Source organism: Enterococcus sp. BWR-S5 (assembly GCF_016745255.1).
Lineage (GTDB): Bacteria > Bacillota > Bacilli > Lactobacillales > Enterococcaceae > Enterococcus_L.
Genome location: NZ_JADOEQ010000001.1, coordinates 341,421 through 356,146 on the forward strand (window position 1 = coordinate 341,421; position 14,726 = coordinate 356,146).

Annotated in this window: 10 protein-coding genes and 1 other annotated feature; of the genes, 8 read left to right on the forward strand and 2 right to left on the reverse strand. The window is 41.5% G+C overall.

Translation table 11 applies throughout. The annotated features are described in order from the left end of the window. The first annotated feature begins 4 nt into the window (after window positions 1–4). From ftsZ to ileS, 7 genes are all read left to right on the forward strand, one after another. Window positions 5–1,264: a cell division protein FtsZ gene (gene ftsZ, locus IW510_RS01820; protein ID WP_202056168.1), complete on the forward strand. Its 1,260-nt coding sequence runs from the start codon at window positions 5–7 to the stop codon at window positions 1,262–1,264. Between the two features lie 14 nt (window positions 1,265–1,278). Then, complete coding sequence (locus tag IW510_RS01825) at window positions 1,279–1,956, forward strand: YggS family pyridoxal phosphate-dependent enzyme (RefSeq protein WP_202056169.1); 678 nt, start codon at window positions 1,279–1,281, stop codon at window positions 1,954–1,956. A gap of 13 nt (window positions 1,957–1,969) precedes the next feature. After that, complete coding sequence (locus tag IW510_RS01830) at window positions 1,970–2,623, forward strand: cell division protein SepF (protein ID WP_202056171.1); 654 nt, start codon at window positions 1,970–1,972, stop codon at window positions 2,621–2,623. 14 nt (window positions 2,624–2,637) lie between these two features. After that, entirely contained in the window at window positions 2,638–2,910 is a 273-nt protein-coding gene (locus IW510_RS01835) for a YggT family protein (RefSeq protein ID WP_202056173.1), read from the forward strand. Window positions 2,911–2,931: 21 nt separating this feature from the next. Further along, the gene (locus IW510_RS01840; RefSeq protein ID WP_202056175.1) at window positions 2,932–3,714 is read left to right on the forward strand and encodes a YlmH family RNA-binding protein; all 783 of its coding nucleotides are present in this window, start codon (window positions 2,932–2,934) and stop codon (window positions 3,712–3,714) included. 19 nt (window positions 3,715–3,733) lie between these two features. Further along, window positions 3,734–4,474, forward strand: coding sequence for a DivIVA domain-containing protein (locus tag IW510_RS01845; RefSeq protein WP_202056177.1), 741 nt, complete (start codon window positions 3,734–3,736; stop codon window positions 4,472–4,474). Between the two features lie 6 nt (window positions 4,475–4,480). Continuing rightward, window positions 4,481–4,705, forward strand: a binding site (T-box leader). Between the two features lie 220 nt (window positions 4,706–4,925). Continuing rightward, window positions 4,926–7,709: an isoleucine--tRNA ligase gene (ileS, locus tag IW510_RS01850; RefSeq protein WP_202056183.1), complete on the forward strand. Its 2,784-nt coding sequence runs from the start codon at window positions 4,926–4,928 to the stop codon at window positions 7,707–7,709. Window positions 7,710–7,779: 70 nt separating this feature from the next. On the opposite strand, the gene zwf is transcribed toward ileS, so the two are convergent. After that, window positions 7,780–9,300, reverse strand: a complete 1,521-nt coding sequence (zwf, locus tag IW510_RS01855; RefSeq protein WP_202056184.1) for a glucose-6-phosphate dehydrogenase — start codon at window positions 9,298–9,300, stop codon at window positions 7,780–7,782. Window positions 9,301–9,315: 15 nt separating this feature from the next. Further along, complete coding sequence (locus IW510_RS01860; RefSeq protein WP_202056185.1) at window positions 9,316–9,963, reverse strand: metal-dependent transcriptional regulator; 648 nt, start codon at window positions 9,961–9,963, stop codon at window positions 9,316–9,318. Between the two features lie 253 nt (window positions 9,964–10,216). Here IW510_RS01860 and gltB point away from each other — a divergent pair, with 253 nt between their 5' ends. Continuing rightward, complete coding sequence (gene gltB, locus IW510_RS01865) at window positions 10,217–14,725, forward strand: glutamate synthase large subunit (RefSeq protein WP_202056186.1); 4,509 nt, start codon at window positions 10,217–10,219, stop codon at window positions 14,723–14,725. Window position 14,726 lies beyond the last annotated feature (1 nt).

Genomic DNA, 14,726 nt, shown 5'->3' on the forward strand with positions numbered 1-14,726 from the left:
TAATATGGAATTTTCTTTAGATAACAATATCAACAACGGCGCTGTCATTAAAGTCATCGGTGTCGGCGGTGGTGGCGGCAATGCTGTTAACCGTATGATTGAAGAAAATGTCAAGGGCGTTGAGTTCATTGCTGCGAATACTGATGTTCAAGCATTGAAAAGCTCAAAAGCTGAGACAGTGATTCAGCTTGGTCCTAAATATACACGAGGCTTAGGTGCCGGTTCTCAACCGGAAGTAGGTCAAAAAGCAGCAGAAGAAAGCGAACAGGTTATCTCCGATTCATTGCAAGGTGCAGATATGATTTTCATCACTGCCGGAATGGGTGGCGGAACTGGTACTGGTGCAGCTCCTGTTGTAGCTAAGATTGCTAAAGAGCTAGGTGCTTTGACAGTCGGTGTGGTTACTCGTCCATTTAGCTTTGAAGGTCCGAAAAGAGGACGTTTTGCAGCTGAAGGAATTGCTTTGCTGAAAGAAAACGTTGATACACTTCTTATTATTTCCAATAACCGACTATTAGAAGTTGTAGATAAAAAGACACCAATGCTTGAAGCATTCCGTGAAGCGGATAATGTTTTACGCCAAGGTGTACAAGGTATCTCTGATTTGATTACCGCTCCTGGTTATGTGAACTTGGACTTTGCTGATGTGAAAACAGTGATGGAAAATCAAGGAACTGCCTTGATGGGTATCGGTGTTGCCAGCGGTGAAGATCGTGTGATTGAAGCGACGAAGAAAGCTATTTCTTCTCCATTACTGGAAACTTCTATCGATGGCGCAGAGCAAGTTCTATTAAATATCACCGGTGGACTGGATATGACATTATTCGAGGCACAGGATGCATCTGATATCGTTACTAGTGCCGCAACTGGCGATGTGAACATTATCTTGGGTACATCAATCAATGAAGACCTTGGAGATGAAATCCGTGTCACTGTAATTGCTACAGGGATCGATCCTTCTAAAAAGGAAAGACGTCCACAAAGACAAAGACCTGCAAACACACAGATTCAATCCGTTCAACAGGCACCTGTCTTAGACATGGAGCAGGCTAGAAATACACAGCCTCAACAATCACAACCACAGGAAGAAACAAGTGCATTTGGCGATTGGGATATTCGTCGCGAACAGAATGTACGTCCTAAAGTAGAAGAAACAACGATTGAAAATGTTGAAAAGAAAGAATTTGAAACATTCCATCGTGAAGAATCTTCTCATAATGATGATGAGTTAAATACACCACCATTTTTCAGAAGAAAAAGATAGAGAGGCATTGACACATGCTGGCAGATAATTTGAATGAAATCAAAGAAACTATCAAGCTGGCATGTGCGCGTGCCCATCGTTCAGAAACAGAAGTAACGTTAGTCGCTGTAACAAAGTCAGTAGATAGTGAAGTAGCTGAGCAGCTTGCTGAGCTTGGGGTTGAAGATTTTGCTGAGAACCGTGTAGATAAATTATTAGACAAAAAGGCTGCATTGAAGAAATTTTCTTCGATAAAGTGGCATTTGATTGGTAATTTACAGCGGAGAAAGGTAAAATTAGTTATCAACGACATCGACTATTTTCATGCCTTGGACAGTTTACGTTTAGCAGAAGAAATACAAAAAAGGGCAGAGAAGGCTATCTCATGCTTTATTGAAGTAAATATTTCTGCTGAAGAAACGAAACATGGACTAAGAAAAGAAGAATTAAAGGATTTTATCAATCAATTGAGTAGCATGGATAAAATTCGTGTTGTTGGTCTTATGACCATGGCGCCTTTGAACACCGATGACCAGAAGCTACATGAAATTTTTTCGGAGTTGAAAAATACTCAGAATATGGTAAAGGAAATGAACTTGCCATTTGCACCGTGTACGGAGCTTAGTATGGGAATGTCCAATGACTTTTCTATAGCTGTAGAAGAAGGGGCGACATTTGTTCGCGTCGGTAGAGGATTATTTAGAGGTGCGTAAAGGAGGGGAATCTATGTCAATTTTTAATAAAAATGCATTATCAAATTTTTTTGGATTATCTGGTGAAGATGAATATGAAGACAGCTATGATAGTTATTCGGAGCAAAGCGTTGTGAATGAGCAGCCGAGACAACAGCAGCCGCGTGTCAGACAACAACCAAGAGCGCAGCAGGCGGTTCCTCAGCAGCAAAATGTCCAACAGCAGACTTATCAACAGTCTAGTTCAGAGCCTTTGAGAGAAAGACCATCTGCTCGTTATCGTTCAACAGAAAAACATCAAAATCCGAATAGTGGTAGTCATCAGACAAGATCATACAATGAGAAAAAGGTTGTCTCCATGCGCAATTCTAATACATCATCTATTTCACAGGAGAGCAATCGTTATGATGAACCAATGAAGATTTCGATTATTGAACCTAGAGTATATTCAGAAGCAATGAACATTGCGAAGCATATCATTGTTGAGGAAGCTGTATTAATCAACTTCCATTTAATTGAAGAAGGTCAGGCACGAAGAATTGTCGATTTTCTTACAGGAACCGTCTATGCCTTGGATGGAGACATTCAACGTGTTGGTGATGAAATTTTCTTATGTACACCACCGAATATGGAAATAGACAGCGCAACGGCGCAATCATTAGCTAAAAAACAAATGTTTGATTTTTAGTTTAGGAGGTAATCATGATTATTCAGATTTTGTATTTTATAAACTGGGCCGTTCAGATTTATTCAGGTGTATTAGTTGTCTATGCGCTCCTTTCTTGGTTTCCGGGAGCACATGATTCATTTCTTGGACAATTGGTTACCAAGCTTTGTGAGCCGTATTTAAGTTTATTTGATCGATTGAATTTGAATATTGGAATGGTTAGCTTTAATGTAATGATAGGAATTCTTGTCTTGAATTTGGCAAACAGTGGGCTGAGAATGCTTATCCTGTCACTTATAGGTTATTGATAAAAGAAGGGTGGTTTATCTATGAATGCAAATGTGTATCAGCATTTTCGGAAAGATGAGCATCCTTTTATTGATTCCGTCGGTGATTGGATTGAAAAGGTTGAAAGCCAATATGCACCATATTTGACTGAGTTTTTAGACCCGAGACAGGCTTATATTCTCGAAACGATTATTCGTCAGAACAGTGATTTGTCCTTTCGATTTTACGGTGGGTATGAGCAGGCTGAAAGAAAAAGATGTTTGATTTTTCCAGATTACTATGAGCCGACAACAGAAGATTTCAATATCAATTTGATAGAGATAGTCTATCCTGTGAAGTTTACATCACTTTCTCATGGGAAAATATTAGGTACTTTCATGAATACTGGAATTAAACGCCAGTACTTTGGAGATATTATTTCTGATGGGGAGCATTGGCAGATATTTCTTGCTGAAGAAACGATGAACTTTGTAATTGCTCAAGTGGATAAGATTGGGAAAATAGCTGTGAGGCTTGAAGAAAGAAAGTATACAGAAATTATCGTTCCGAAGGATGAATGGACATCAGAGCGGGTCACCGTTAGTTCAATGAGGCTGGATAATTTGATTTCAACTGTATATAATATTTCCAGACAGCGTTCTAAGCAGCTGATAGAATCTGGAAAGGTCAAAATCAACTGGGCTGAAAACCTTCGCCCGGATTTTCCTTTAGAGTTGTTGGATATTGTATCTATCAGAGGCTTCGGCCGCATACAGATACAGGAGTTGGAAGGCAAGACAAAGAAAGAAAAATACCGTTTGTTATTGGGAGTACTGCGAAAATAAAACGATGAGGTGAATACGTATGGCATTAACACCGTTAGATATCCAGAATAAGGTTTTCTCTACGAAAATGAGAGGATACAATCAAGACGAAGTAGATGATTTTCTTGATCAAGTAACTAAAGATTATGAAGATTCTATTCAAAAAGTCCGTGAATTAGAAAAATCATTGAAGCATGCAGAAGAAAAACTGCAGTACTTTAATGAATTAAAAGATGCATTAAATCAATCAATTATTGTTGCACAAGATACAGCTGATAAAGTAAAATCAAGCGCAACAAAAGAGTCAGAGGTTATTGTTACTTCTGCTGAAAATACAGCAAATGAAATGGTCAGCAATGCGGAACGTCGCTCTAATGCGTTGATTACAGCGGCAGAGGATAAAGCATCTGAGATTCTGACTGAAGCCACTGATCGTGCGCGCCAATTGGCAGCTGAGACAGATGACTTGAAGAAGAAAACAAGAGTCTTCCACCAACGCTTAAACTTGATGCTGGAAACACAGCTAGAGCAAGTTAAGAGTGAGGAATGGAACGATTTGCTGAAACCATTCTCAAGCTATGTTAGTGATAGTCACACTGTTATTCAGGAGGTTCTTTCTAAAGAACTGACTGCTGATGGTGAAGATACTGGTGCGACAGGGACAATTCCTGTAGTTGAACCAACTGTGGCTGCACCAACAACTGTTTCTTCTTTGGAAGATGCAAAGAAATTATCTGAATCACTGGAGTTTTTAGATAGTAAACCTGAAACAGATGAATAATTTATTCTTAGTGAATAGAACAGAAAAGTCGATAGCTATTCTTTGAAGCGAGTCAATGACGGTGAAAGATTGACAAGACCCTGCTATCGAAAAGATCCTCTATTCCGAATCAGACTTGAAATTAATCAGTAAAGTTTGACGTGTGATTACGATAGCAATCATCAGAGGGAATCATTTACTGAATAAGTGATTCTAAATTTGGGTGGTAACGCGAGCACTTTCGTCCCTTGGGATGGAAGTGCTTTTTTGTTTTTTCCTGATGTATCAGGAAAAAATTTTTATGTTTCTCAAAGAAGCAGAATTTGGAATATGTATAGATACTGTAAAGACCTTATGCACGAAAACTAACTGTTGTTTTAAGTGCAAACAAAGGAATCATTGGTTAAAACTATTTCTTTAACAGAATTTATATACAACGAAGAGATATTTATTTGAAAGTGAGGAAATACGAATGAAAATGAAAGAAACACTGCAGCTTGGAAAAACAGCATTTCCAATGCGTGGTAATCTTCCGAACAGAGAAGTCGAATGGCAGAAGGATTGGGAAGAAAAACAAATCTATGAAAAAAGACAACAATTAAATGAAGGAAAGCCTTCTTTTATTCTTCATGATGGACCGCCCTATGCGAATGGGAATATCCACCTTGGACATGCATTGAATAAAATCAGTAAGGATATCATCATCCGTTCAAAATCAATGTCAGGTTTTCGCTCTCCTTATGTTCCTGGTTGGGATACGCATGGACTGCCAATTGAGCAGGTTTTGACAAATAAAGGTGTGAAGCGCAAAGAAATGACTTTGGCTGAATACCGCAAGAAATGTGAAGAATATGCACGCTCTCAGGTAGATACTCAGCGCGCTGATTTTAAACGTTTAGGTATCGGTGGCGATTGGGAGAATCCATATATCACGCTTGAACCTTCTTATGAAGCAGCAGAGATTCGTGTATTTGGTAAAATGGCAGAAAAAGGCTATATCTACAAAGGCCTGAAGCCTATTTACTGGTCACCATCCAGTGAGTCTTCTTTAGCAGAAGCAGAAATCGAATACCATGATGTGAAATCACCATCAATCTATGTAGCCTTCAAGATTGTAGATGGAAAAGGGGTTTTGGATACAGATACGTCATTAGTCATCTGGACAACCACGCCTTGGACCTTGCCTGCAAACTTAGGTATCTCTGTTAATGCGGATTACCAGTATGTCGTTGTAAAGGCTTATGGTAAAAAATATGTTGTAGCAAAAGATTTGCTGGATCAGGTCAAAGAAGCAATCGGCTGGGATGACGTGGAAATCGTTGAAACAATCAGCGGAAAAGACATGGAATACATGACTGTGCAGCATCCTTTCTATGACCGCACTTCTCTAGTAATGCTAGGCGATCACGTGACACTTGAAGCGGGTACCGGGCTCGTTCATACGGCTCCCGGCCATGGTGAAGACGATTATATCGTAAGTAAAAAGTATGGTCTTGAGGTTCTATCACCAGTTGATAACCGTGGGGTATTCACTGATGAAGCACCTGGATTTGAAGGAGTATTCTATGATAAAGCGAATCCGATGATTACTGCTTTACTGGATGAAAAAGATGCATTATTGAAGCTGGACTTCTTTACGCATAGTTATCCTCATGACTGGCGTACGAAAAAGCCGGTTATCTATCGTGCAACACCACAATGGTTTGCCTCAATCGATAAATTCCGTCAGGATATCCTTGATGAAGTTGAAAAAGTTGATTGGATTATTCCATGGGGAAAAACTCGTCTATACAATATGATTCGTGACCGTGGCGATTGGGTAATCTCTCGTCAACGTGCTTGGGGCGTACCATTACCAATTTTCTATGCTGAAAATGGAGAAGCAATCATCACACCTGAAACGATTGAGCATGTAGCAAATCTATTTGCTGAGCATGGATCAAATATCTGGTATGAAAAAGAAGCAGAAGAATTATTACCAGCTGGCTTTGCCCATGAAGGCTCACCAAATGGTAAGTTTACAAAAGAAACAGATATCATGGATGTATGGTTTGATTCAGGGTCATCACATGAAGCTGTTCTTCGTCAACGACCTGAGCTGACTTTCCCTGCTGATATGTACCTTGAAGGCTCTGATCAGTATCGCGGTTGGTTCAACTCAAGTATTACAACCAGCGTAGCAATCAATGGTGTTGCGCCGTATAAAGCAGTCCTATCACAAGGCTTTACGCTGGACGGTGAAGGACGTAAGATGAGTAAATCATTGGGCAATACAATTGTTCCTGAGAAAGTAATCAAGCAGATGGGTGCAGATATCTTGAGACTATGGGTCAGCAGTGTTGATTCTGAGTCTGATGTACGTGTATCAATGGACATCTTAAATCAAGTATCAGAAGTGTACAGAAAAATCAGAAATACGATGCGTTTCCTGTTGGCAAATACAAGTGATTTTGAACCGGCAGAGCATACCGTACCATTTGAAGAGCTGCGTTCTGTTGATAAATATATGACCGTGAAGCTCAATCAAGTCATTAAAGAAATTCGTGAAAAAGGGTATGAGAAGTATAACTTCATGCAGATTTATCGTTCTGTCATGAACTTCCTAACGGTTGACCTTTCTGCCTTCTATCTGGATTTTGCTAAAGATGTGGTTTATATTGAAGCAGAAAATGACTACCAACGTCGTTGTATGCAGACAGTATTCTATCAAACGGCTGTAGCGTTGACTAAACTGTTGACACCAGTCATCCCTCATACTTCAGAAGAAATCTGGAGTTTCTTGAAGGAAGAAGAAGAGTATGTTCAGCTTTCTGAATTCCCAGGCTATGAAGAATTTCCAAATCAATCTGAGTTGATGGATACTTGGGAAGCGTTCATGGATTTCCGTGACAATGTATTAAAAGCTTTGGAAGAAGCGCGTAACTCTAAGCTAATCGGTAAATCACTGGAAGCCAAAGTTACTGTTTATCCAAATGAACAGGTTCGTGCATTATTAACGGCAGCAGATGCAGATATTGCACAATTGCTAATTGTATCAGCCTTTGAACTGGTTGAAGGGGATGCACCTGCAGAAGCTGTAGCATTTGAGGATATGAAGGTTCTTGTTGAGGCTGCGCCGGGTGAAACCTGTGACCGTTGCCGTTCAGTAAGAACAGATGTAGGTTCAGATGAAAAACTGCCTACCCTGTGTGGACGTTGTGCGAAAATTGTTGAAGAGAACTATCCTGAAGCAGTAGCAGAAGGATTTGAAAGCTAATTATTTTGTGAACTAAAAAGAAACGACGCATCGCTCAAGCTTGAGTGATGCGCCTTTTTTTATCTTTAGTTTAGTCCAGCTGACCGCGTTCACGGTACCAAACATCCGGCTCCCAGGTCCATTCGAAGCCATCAGCTTCTAAAAGCTTAAAGGCTGCTTCCGGTCCCATTGTACCTGCTGCATAGTTAGGGAAATCAACAGTAGTTTTATCCCATGCGTGGCGAATAATATCAACGATTCTCCATGATTGCGCAACCTCATCCCAATGAGAGAAGTTTGTCCCATCGCCATTCAAGCTATCAAGTAATAGCTTTTCATAAGCTTCAGGGCTGTTCTCCGTCATTTCTGCACTATGGCGGAAATCCAGCTTCACAGGTGCTGTTGTAAAGCCCTGACCAATTTCTTTACCATTTAGGGTCATTGAAAAGCCTTCAGTTGGTTGAATATAGATAGTCAGAACATTTGGCGGTAAATCTGTTTTCTCTGCACATTCTTCAATATTGTCCTTGAATACATTGACAGGTACTTGCTTGAAGACGATATTGATTCGAGTACCTTTTTCTGTCAAGCGTTTCCCTGTACGGATGTAGAAAGGAACACCGGACCAACGGAAATTGTCGATATAGAATTTACCGGCAGCGAAAGTCTCAGTTTGTGAGTTTTCCGAAACATTCGGCTCCTCACGATAACCTGCAAAAGAAGAATCATCCAGCTCTCCGGGACCATACTGGCCACGAACAAAGTTCTTCAACGCTTCTTCCTCTGTATAAAGTCTGATTGCTTTTAACGCCTTTACCTTTTCAGAACGAATCTCTTTTTCAGAAAATGTAACAGGCGGCTCCATTGCCAGTAAAGCCAATACTTGAAGAATATGGTTTTGTACCATGTCTTTCAATGCACCGCTTTCTTCATAATAGCCGCCGCGATCTTCCACACCAAGGCTTTCAGCGAAAGTAATCTGTACGTTATCAATGTAACGGTTGTTCCATTGTGATTCAAAAATATTGTTGGCAAAACGAATGGCTGAGATGTTTTGAATCATTTCTTTTCCTAAGTAATGGTCGATACGGAAAATATCTTCCTCGGGAAAGACAGCTCGAATCTCATTGTTCAACTGATGCGCACTTTCGTAGTCTGTTCCAAAAGGCTTTTCAATAATTAGTCGGTCAAAGCCGTTATCGGTTAGTATATTTTGAGATTTCAAGTGATTCACAATCGTTCCGAAGAACTGCGGAGCCATTGCAAGATAATAAATTCTATTGCCTTGAAGCTGATATTTTTCGTCCAGCTCATCTGATAAGCTTTTCAATGTATCATAGTGCTCTGTATCATTCACATTATGAGATTGATAGTAGAAATGACTGACGAAGGCTGCAATCTCCTCCTCGGTTGGCTTCAAATCAGTGATTGTATCACGGACAATTTCACGATAATAGTCATTAGACCATTCTCTTCTCGCTGTTCCAATCACAGCAAAGTGTTCACCTAGATTTCCTTTTCGATAGAGTCTAAAAAGAGAAGGATAGAGCTTTCTCTTTGCGAGGTCTCCCGTGCCTCCAAATATTGTAAACAATGCTGTCTTTTCGTTCATACTTTTCCTCCCCTTCTATAATGGATCAACAAATATGGTGCTGGCGGCCTTATAGCTGACAGCCAGTTTCTTTTCAGAATTACTGATGGTAATTGGTCCTTCGTAAGCAGCAATTTCATCAATTGAAAATTCATCATGGATATTCAAATTGATGGAAACCAGATAATCCAGTAAATCCTTTTCATCCAAAACACGAGCAATCCGGATGTTGGTTCCTACCGGATAATCAACCAGTGTTTCATGACGTTCTTCATGAACCGGCTCTCCTGCTTTGGGAATCACTCCGCCATGGGGACAAAATTTCGGATTCCCCAGATAATCTGACAGACGGTCTGCCAGTGTTGGTGAAGTCACGTGCTCCAAGACCTCCGCATCATCATGAACTTCATTCCAAGAGTAATTCAGATGTTCTACTAGAAAAACTTCCCAGAGCCGATGCTTACGAATAAGCGTGCTCGCTTTTGTCAGTCCCAATTCAGTAAGCTGAACCCCTTGGTAAGGGGAATGGTGGACAAGTTTCTCCTTGACCAGCTTTGAAATCATCTCACTGACTGAAGCTGCCGACACATTTAATCCCGAAACAATGTGCTTGTTGTTGATTTTATTCTCATCTCCGCCTAATTCGAAGATAAGCTTGAGGTAATCCTCACGATTTGGTGTCATATTTTTCATCCTTTCTCAGGAGTCATCAAAAACAGTTTATCAGAAAAGAGTCTATTTGACTATTTAATAAGATACTAATATGAAAACTTTAGCTTCATTTTCTGTTCTTTTCAAAAATTCATTGAATTGATAATGTTACGCGCGTTATTTTTTCTGAAATTTTCACGTTAGTATTGTAAAATTTACTAGAACCATGTAAACTATTAAAAATAAATTAGAATTTTCAAACTATTTAAAAAGAGGAATGATGTGAATGGGAACACAGACCACGAGTAGAAAGAATTTGATGTATGATCCTTCTTTTGAAAAAGATGCCTGCGGAATGGGATTTATCGCGCAAATAGATGGAATAGCTTCCCATCAGCTGATTGATCACGCACTGACGATGCTGGAAAGAATGAACCATCGAGGAGGGACTGGTGCAGAGCCGGATACTGGAGATGGTGCTGGAATTTTGATGGCTATGCCGGATACCTTCTTTCAGAAGAAAGCCGCTGCTGAGAAAATTACACTGCCTGATAAAGGAAATTATGCGGTTGCCATGTTGTTTTTACCGGAAGAAGAAACTGAGAAACGTGCATTGCTGAAATCTGTAACAGGAGAAATCGGTGCTGCCGGTTATCGGGTACTTTGGGAAAGAGACGTTCCCTTTGCTTTTGAATACTGTGGACCTGGCGCACAAAAGGTTATGCCGGGATTTGTTCAGCTTTTTATTGAAAAGCCAATTGATGTAAAAGCAGGAAGAGCGTTTGAGGACTGTCTTTTTCAGCTGCGCAGAGACATCGAAAAAATTTATTCTCCTGATGAACTGGCTATCTGCAGCCTATCCTCAAAAACGATTGTCTATAAAGGAATGCTTCATGCGTACCAAGTTCGTTTATTTTATCCGGATTTACAGGATAAGACAATGGAAAGTCATATCGCACTGATCCACTCACGTTTTTCAACCAATACCTTCCCAAGCTGGGATCGCGCACAGCCTTTTCGCTTTTTAGCACATAACGGTGAAATCAATACGCTTCGTGGTGCTGAAAATTGGATGCATAGCCACCATGTCGAGGTTTACAATGAAGAAAACTCTGATTCTGCCAAACTGGAAAATTGTATGGAGCACCTGTACCGCAATGGTCGGGATATTCCCCATGCTTTGATGATGATGATTCCTGAGGCATGGTCCAAGGAAGCAAATCTAAAGGATGAAACAGCAGCCTTTTATGAATACAACTCCAGTTTTACAGCACCATGGGATGGTCCGGCAGCTTTATGCTTCACGGATGGAGACATGGTTGGTGCTGCATTGGATCGAAATGGTTTGCGCCCATCGCGCTATTCAATTACTAAAGATAATTTCATCGTGGCTGCTTCTGAGTCTGGAGTAGTTGACTTAGAACCATCAAGAGTTGTTGAAAAGGGTGTATTGGGCCCTGCAAATATGATCGTCGTCGATACCGTTGCCGGGAAATTTTACCGTAACGAAGAAATCAAGGAGCGCTATGCTTCAAAGTACCCTTATCGAGAATGGTTGAATGACCAGCTGTTGACTATCGACCAGCTGAAAGCACCGAAAAAGGAGTCGAAAAATCAGTTTTCCGAAGCTGAGCTGAACCGCTTGTGGAAATTGAACGGCTATACGGATGAAATCATCCGTATGACCATCCTGCCAATGGCAGAAAAAGGCGAAGAGCCGGTTATTTCGATGGGCTATGATTCGCCTTTAGCGGTACTGAGCGAAAAGCCTCAGTCGCTATTTACCTATTTTAAACAGCAGTTTGCACAGGTAACGAATCCGCCAATTGATGCAATTCGGGAAAAGCTGGTCATTGGAACGGAAATGTTTTTAGGTCGAGATGGTAATCTTTTAATCGACCAGCCGGAAAACTGTAACAAATTAAAAATAGAAAGCCCTGTTTTATCCACAGAGGACTTCCTGAAAATAAAAAAACTGAATGTTCGTGGTCAGAAAAGTGCGGTGCAATCGATTAACTATCCTCTAACACCGGAGGTTCCAAATCGTTTACAGCGAGCGCTGGATAATATGTTCAAAGAAGCAGAAGAGAAAATTGATAGCGGAGCAACAATCATTATTCTCTCAGACAGAGACTGTGGTGAAGGTAGAATGGCTATCCCGATTTTGTTAGCTGTTTCCGGTTTGCACAACTATCTTGTTGAACAAGGAAAACGAGGACTGGTATCGATTGTTGTCGATTCAGCAGAGGTCTGCGAGGTTCATCATTATGCGATGCTGATTGGGTATGGGGCAAGCGGTATCCATCCTTACGGTACTTATGAAACCTTAAAGGATTACCATTTAGCGGATAATGTGGAAAAATATCGTCAGGCTGCTGAAAAGGGCATTGTGAAGGTGATGTCTCGTATGGGAATCTCAACGATTGCCGGTTATCATGGTGCACAGTTATTTGAAGCGGTTGGTCTTTCCGAGAAAGTCATTGAGCAGTTCTTTACAGGAACGGCAAGTCGTATTGGCGGATTATCTCTAAATCAGATTGAGCAAGAATACCTTGCACGCTATGAATCGGCTTATGGAGAGAAGGAGCAAGACTTCCTGCCATCAGGGGGCAGCTTCCAATATAAAGCAGATGGTGAGCATCATTTGTTTAATCCGCAAACCATCTATAATTTCCAGCAGGCAGTTCGCCAAGGAGATTATGCACTGTACAAAAAATACGCGCAGGAGCTGAACAAGGAAGAGTTGGAAACACCAACGACTCTAAGAGCCATGTGGGCGTTCAATAGCGAGCGTCAGCCGGTAAAACTAACTGAAGTAGAGCCTGCCGAAACCATCGTCAAGCGTTTCAAGGTGGGCGCGATGAGCTATGGTTCCTTAAGCCAAGAAGCGCATGAATGTATCGCTGAAGCAATGAACCGAATCGGCGCCAAGTCAAATAGTGGTGAGGGCGGCGAAAACCGCAATCGTTTCAAGCCAAGGGTGAATGGTGTCAATTTGAATAGTAAAATTAAGCAGGTTGCCTCAGGGCGCTTCGGTGTAAATGCTGAGTACCTGATGAGTGCAGAAGAGCTTCAGATTAAGGTAGCGCAAGGTGCAAAACCGGGTGAAGGCGGACAGCTGCCTGGGAATAAAGTCTTTCCATGGGTAGCAGAAATTCGCGGCTCAACACCAGGTGTTCGTTTGATTTCTCCACCACCACATCATGATATTTATTCTATCGAAGATTTGGCCCAGTTGATTTATGATTTAAAAACAATCAATCCGTATGCGAAAATCAACGTCAAGCTGGTATCAAGTACAGGAGTCGGTACGATTGCTACAGGAGTAGTCAAAGCAGGAGCAGATGTTGTTGTGATTTCCGGCTATGATGGCGGAACAGGAGCATCACCTAGAAATTCTGTTAGAGATGCAGGGCTTCCATGGGAAATGGGGCTGGCGGAAGCACATCAGACACTATCGTTAAATGAGTTACGCCAACGTATGACACTGGAAACCGATGGGAAACTGATGACTGGTAGAGATGTTGCAGTTGCTGCTTTATTAGGGGCAGAAGAGTACAGCTTTGCCTCATTGGCGCTGGTTGCAGTTGGCTGTGTGATGATGCGGGTTTGCAGCTTGAATACTTGCCCGGTTGGTGTAGCAACCCAAAATCCGGAGCTGCGGAAGTTCTTTGCCGGAAAGCCTGAGCACATTATTAATGCGATGATGTTTATCGCTGAGGATCTTAGAGAGATTATGGCAGAGCTAGGCTTCAGAACAATCGATGAAATGATTGGTCACACCGAACTTTTGAAGCCAAAATTTGTAGCAAAAGGCAAAGCAAAATCGTTGGATTTCTCAAGAATTTTGGGACATACATTTGGCATCGAACGGAAGTGTGAGGATCCGTTTCAGGAGAAGCGCCAATGGAAAGAGCTGGATGCATTTGCCGGCGCAGCAGTTAAAAATAATCAAAAAATCTATGTAGAAGAAACAATCAATAATGTCAATCGTTCAGTTGGTGCTCGTATGGGCGGCTGGATTGCAGAACGCTTTGGTAATTATGAGTTGGAACCTGGCTTGATTAACTATCACTACAAAGGTATTGCCGGTCAGAGCTTCGGAGCATTCATCACCCAAGGAATGGCATTGAAGCTGACAGGAGAAGCCAATGACTATGTAGGAAAAGGGCTGAGTGGTGGCCGCTTGGTTATTGTGCCCCCTGAGGATGCTGGCTATCAGGCTGAATCCTCACCGATTGTGGGAAATGTCGCTTGTTTTGGTGCGAACAAAGGCGAGGCGTATTTTAGAGGACGCGGCGGCGAACGTTTCTGTGTCCGTAACAGTGGAGCAAAAGTGGTCGTTGAAGGTGTCGGTGACCATGGCTGTGAATATATGACTGGCGGTGTGGCAGTGATTCTAGGGGAAACAGGTCGCAACTTTGGCGCCGGAATGTCCGGCGGTGTTGCCTACATTTATGATCCAAACGAACAATTTGCACATCGTTGTAACATGGAAATGGTCGAACTGTTCCGTTTGGGTGAATCAGGTGACGACCTTATATTGAAGGAACTGTTGGAAAATCATTATCAGTATACCCAGTCAGAGAAGGCTGAAAGTATTTTGGCTGATTGGGAAAATCAACAGCAGCATTTCATCAAGGTCTATCCAAAGGAATACCATGAAATGGTGACTGTTACTGAAAAGCTTCGTAAAGAAGGCTTGTCTGGAGAACAACTAGTAGAAACGGCATTTGAAGCTGTCATTGGTGCCCAAAATGCACCGCAGAAACCAACAGTAAAGGAGCGTGGCTAAC

Coding starts and splice junctions, on each gene's coding strand:
- IW510_RS01860 (WP_202056185.1), bottom strand. CDS start 9,963: ATGACACCAAATCGTGAGGATTACCTCAAGCTTATCTTCGAATTAGGC.
- zwf (WP_202056184.1), bottom strand. CDS start 9,300: ATGAACGAAAAGACAGCATTGTTTACAATATTTGGAGGCACGGGAGAC.
- IW510_RS01835 (WP_202056173.1), top strand. CDS start 2,638: ATGATTATTCAGATTTTGTATTTTATAAACTGGGCCGTTCAGATTTAT.
- ileS (WP_202056183.1), top strand. CDS start 4,926: ATGAAAATGAAAGAAACACTGCAGCTTGGAAAAACAGCATTTCCAATG.
- IW510_RS01845 (WP_202056177.1), top strand. CDS start 3,734: ATGGCATTAACACCGTTAGATATCCAGAATAAGGTTTTCTCTACGAAA.
- IW510_RS01830 (WP_202056171.1), top strand. CDS start 1,970: ATGTCAATTTTTAATAAAAATGCATTATCAAATTTTTTTGGATTATCT.
- ftsZ (WP_202056168.1), top strand. CDS start 5: ATGGAATTTTCTTTAGATAACAATATCAACAACGGCGCTGTCATTAAA.
- IW510_RS01840 (WP_202056175.1), top strand. CDS start 2,932: ATGAATGCAAATGTGTATCAGCATTTTCGGAAAGATGAGCATCCTTTT.
- IW510_RS01825 (WP_202056169.1), top strand. CDS start 1,279: ATGCTGGCAGATAATTTGAATGAAATCAAAGAAACTATCAAGCTGGCA.
- gltB (WP_202056186.1), top strand. CDS start 10,217: ATGGGAACACAGACCACGAGTAGAAAGAATTTGATGTATGATCCTTCT.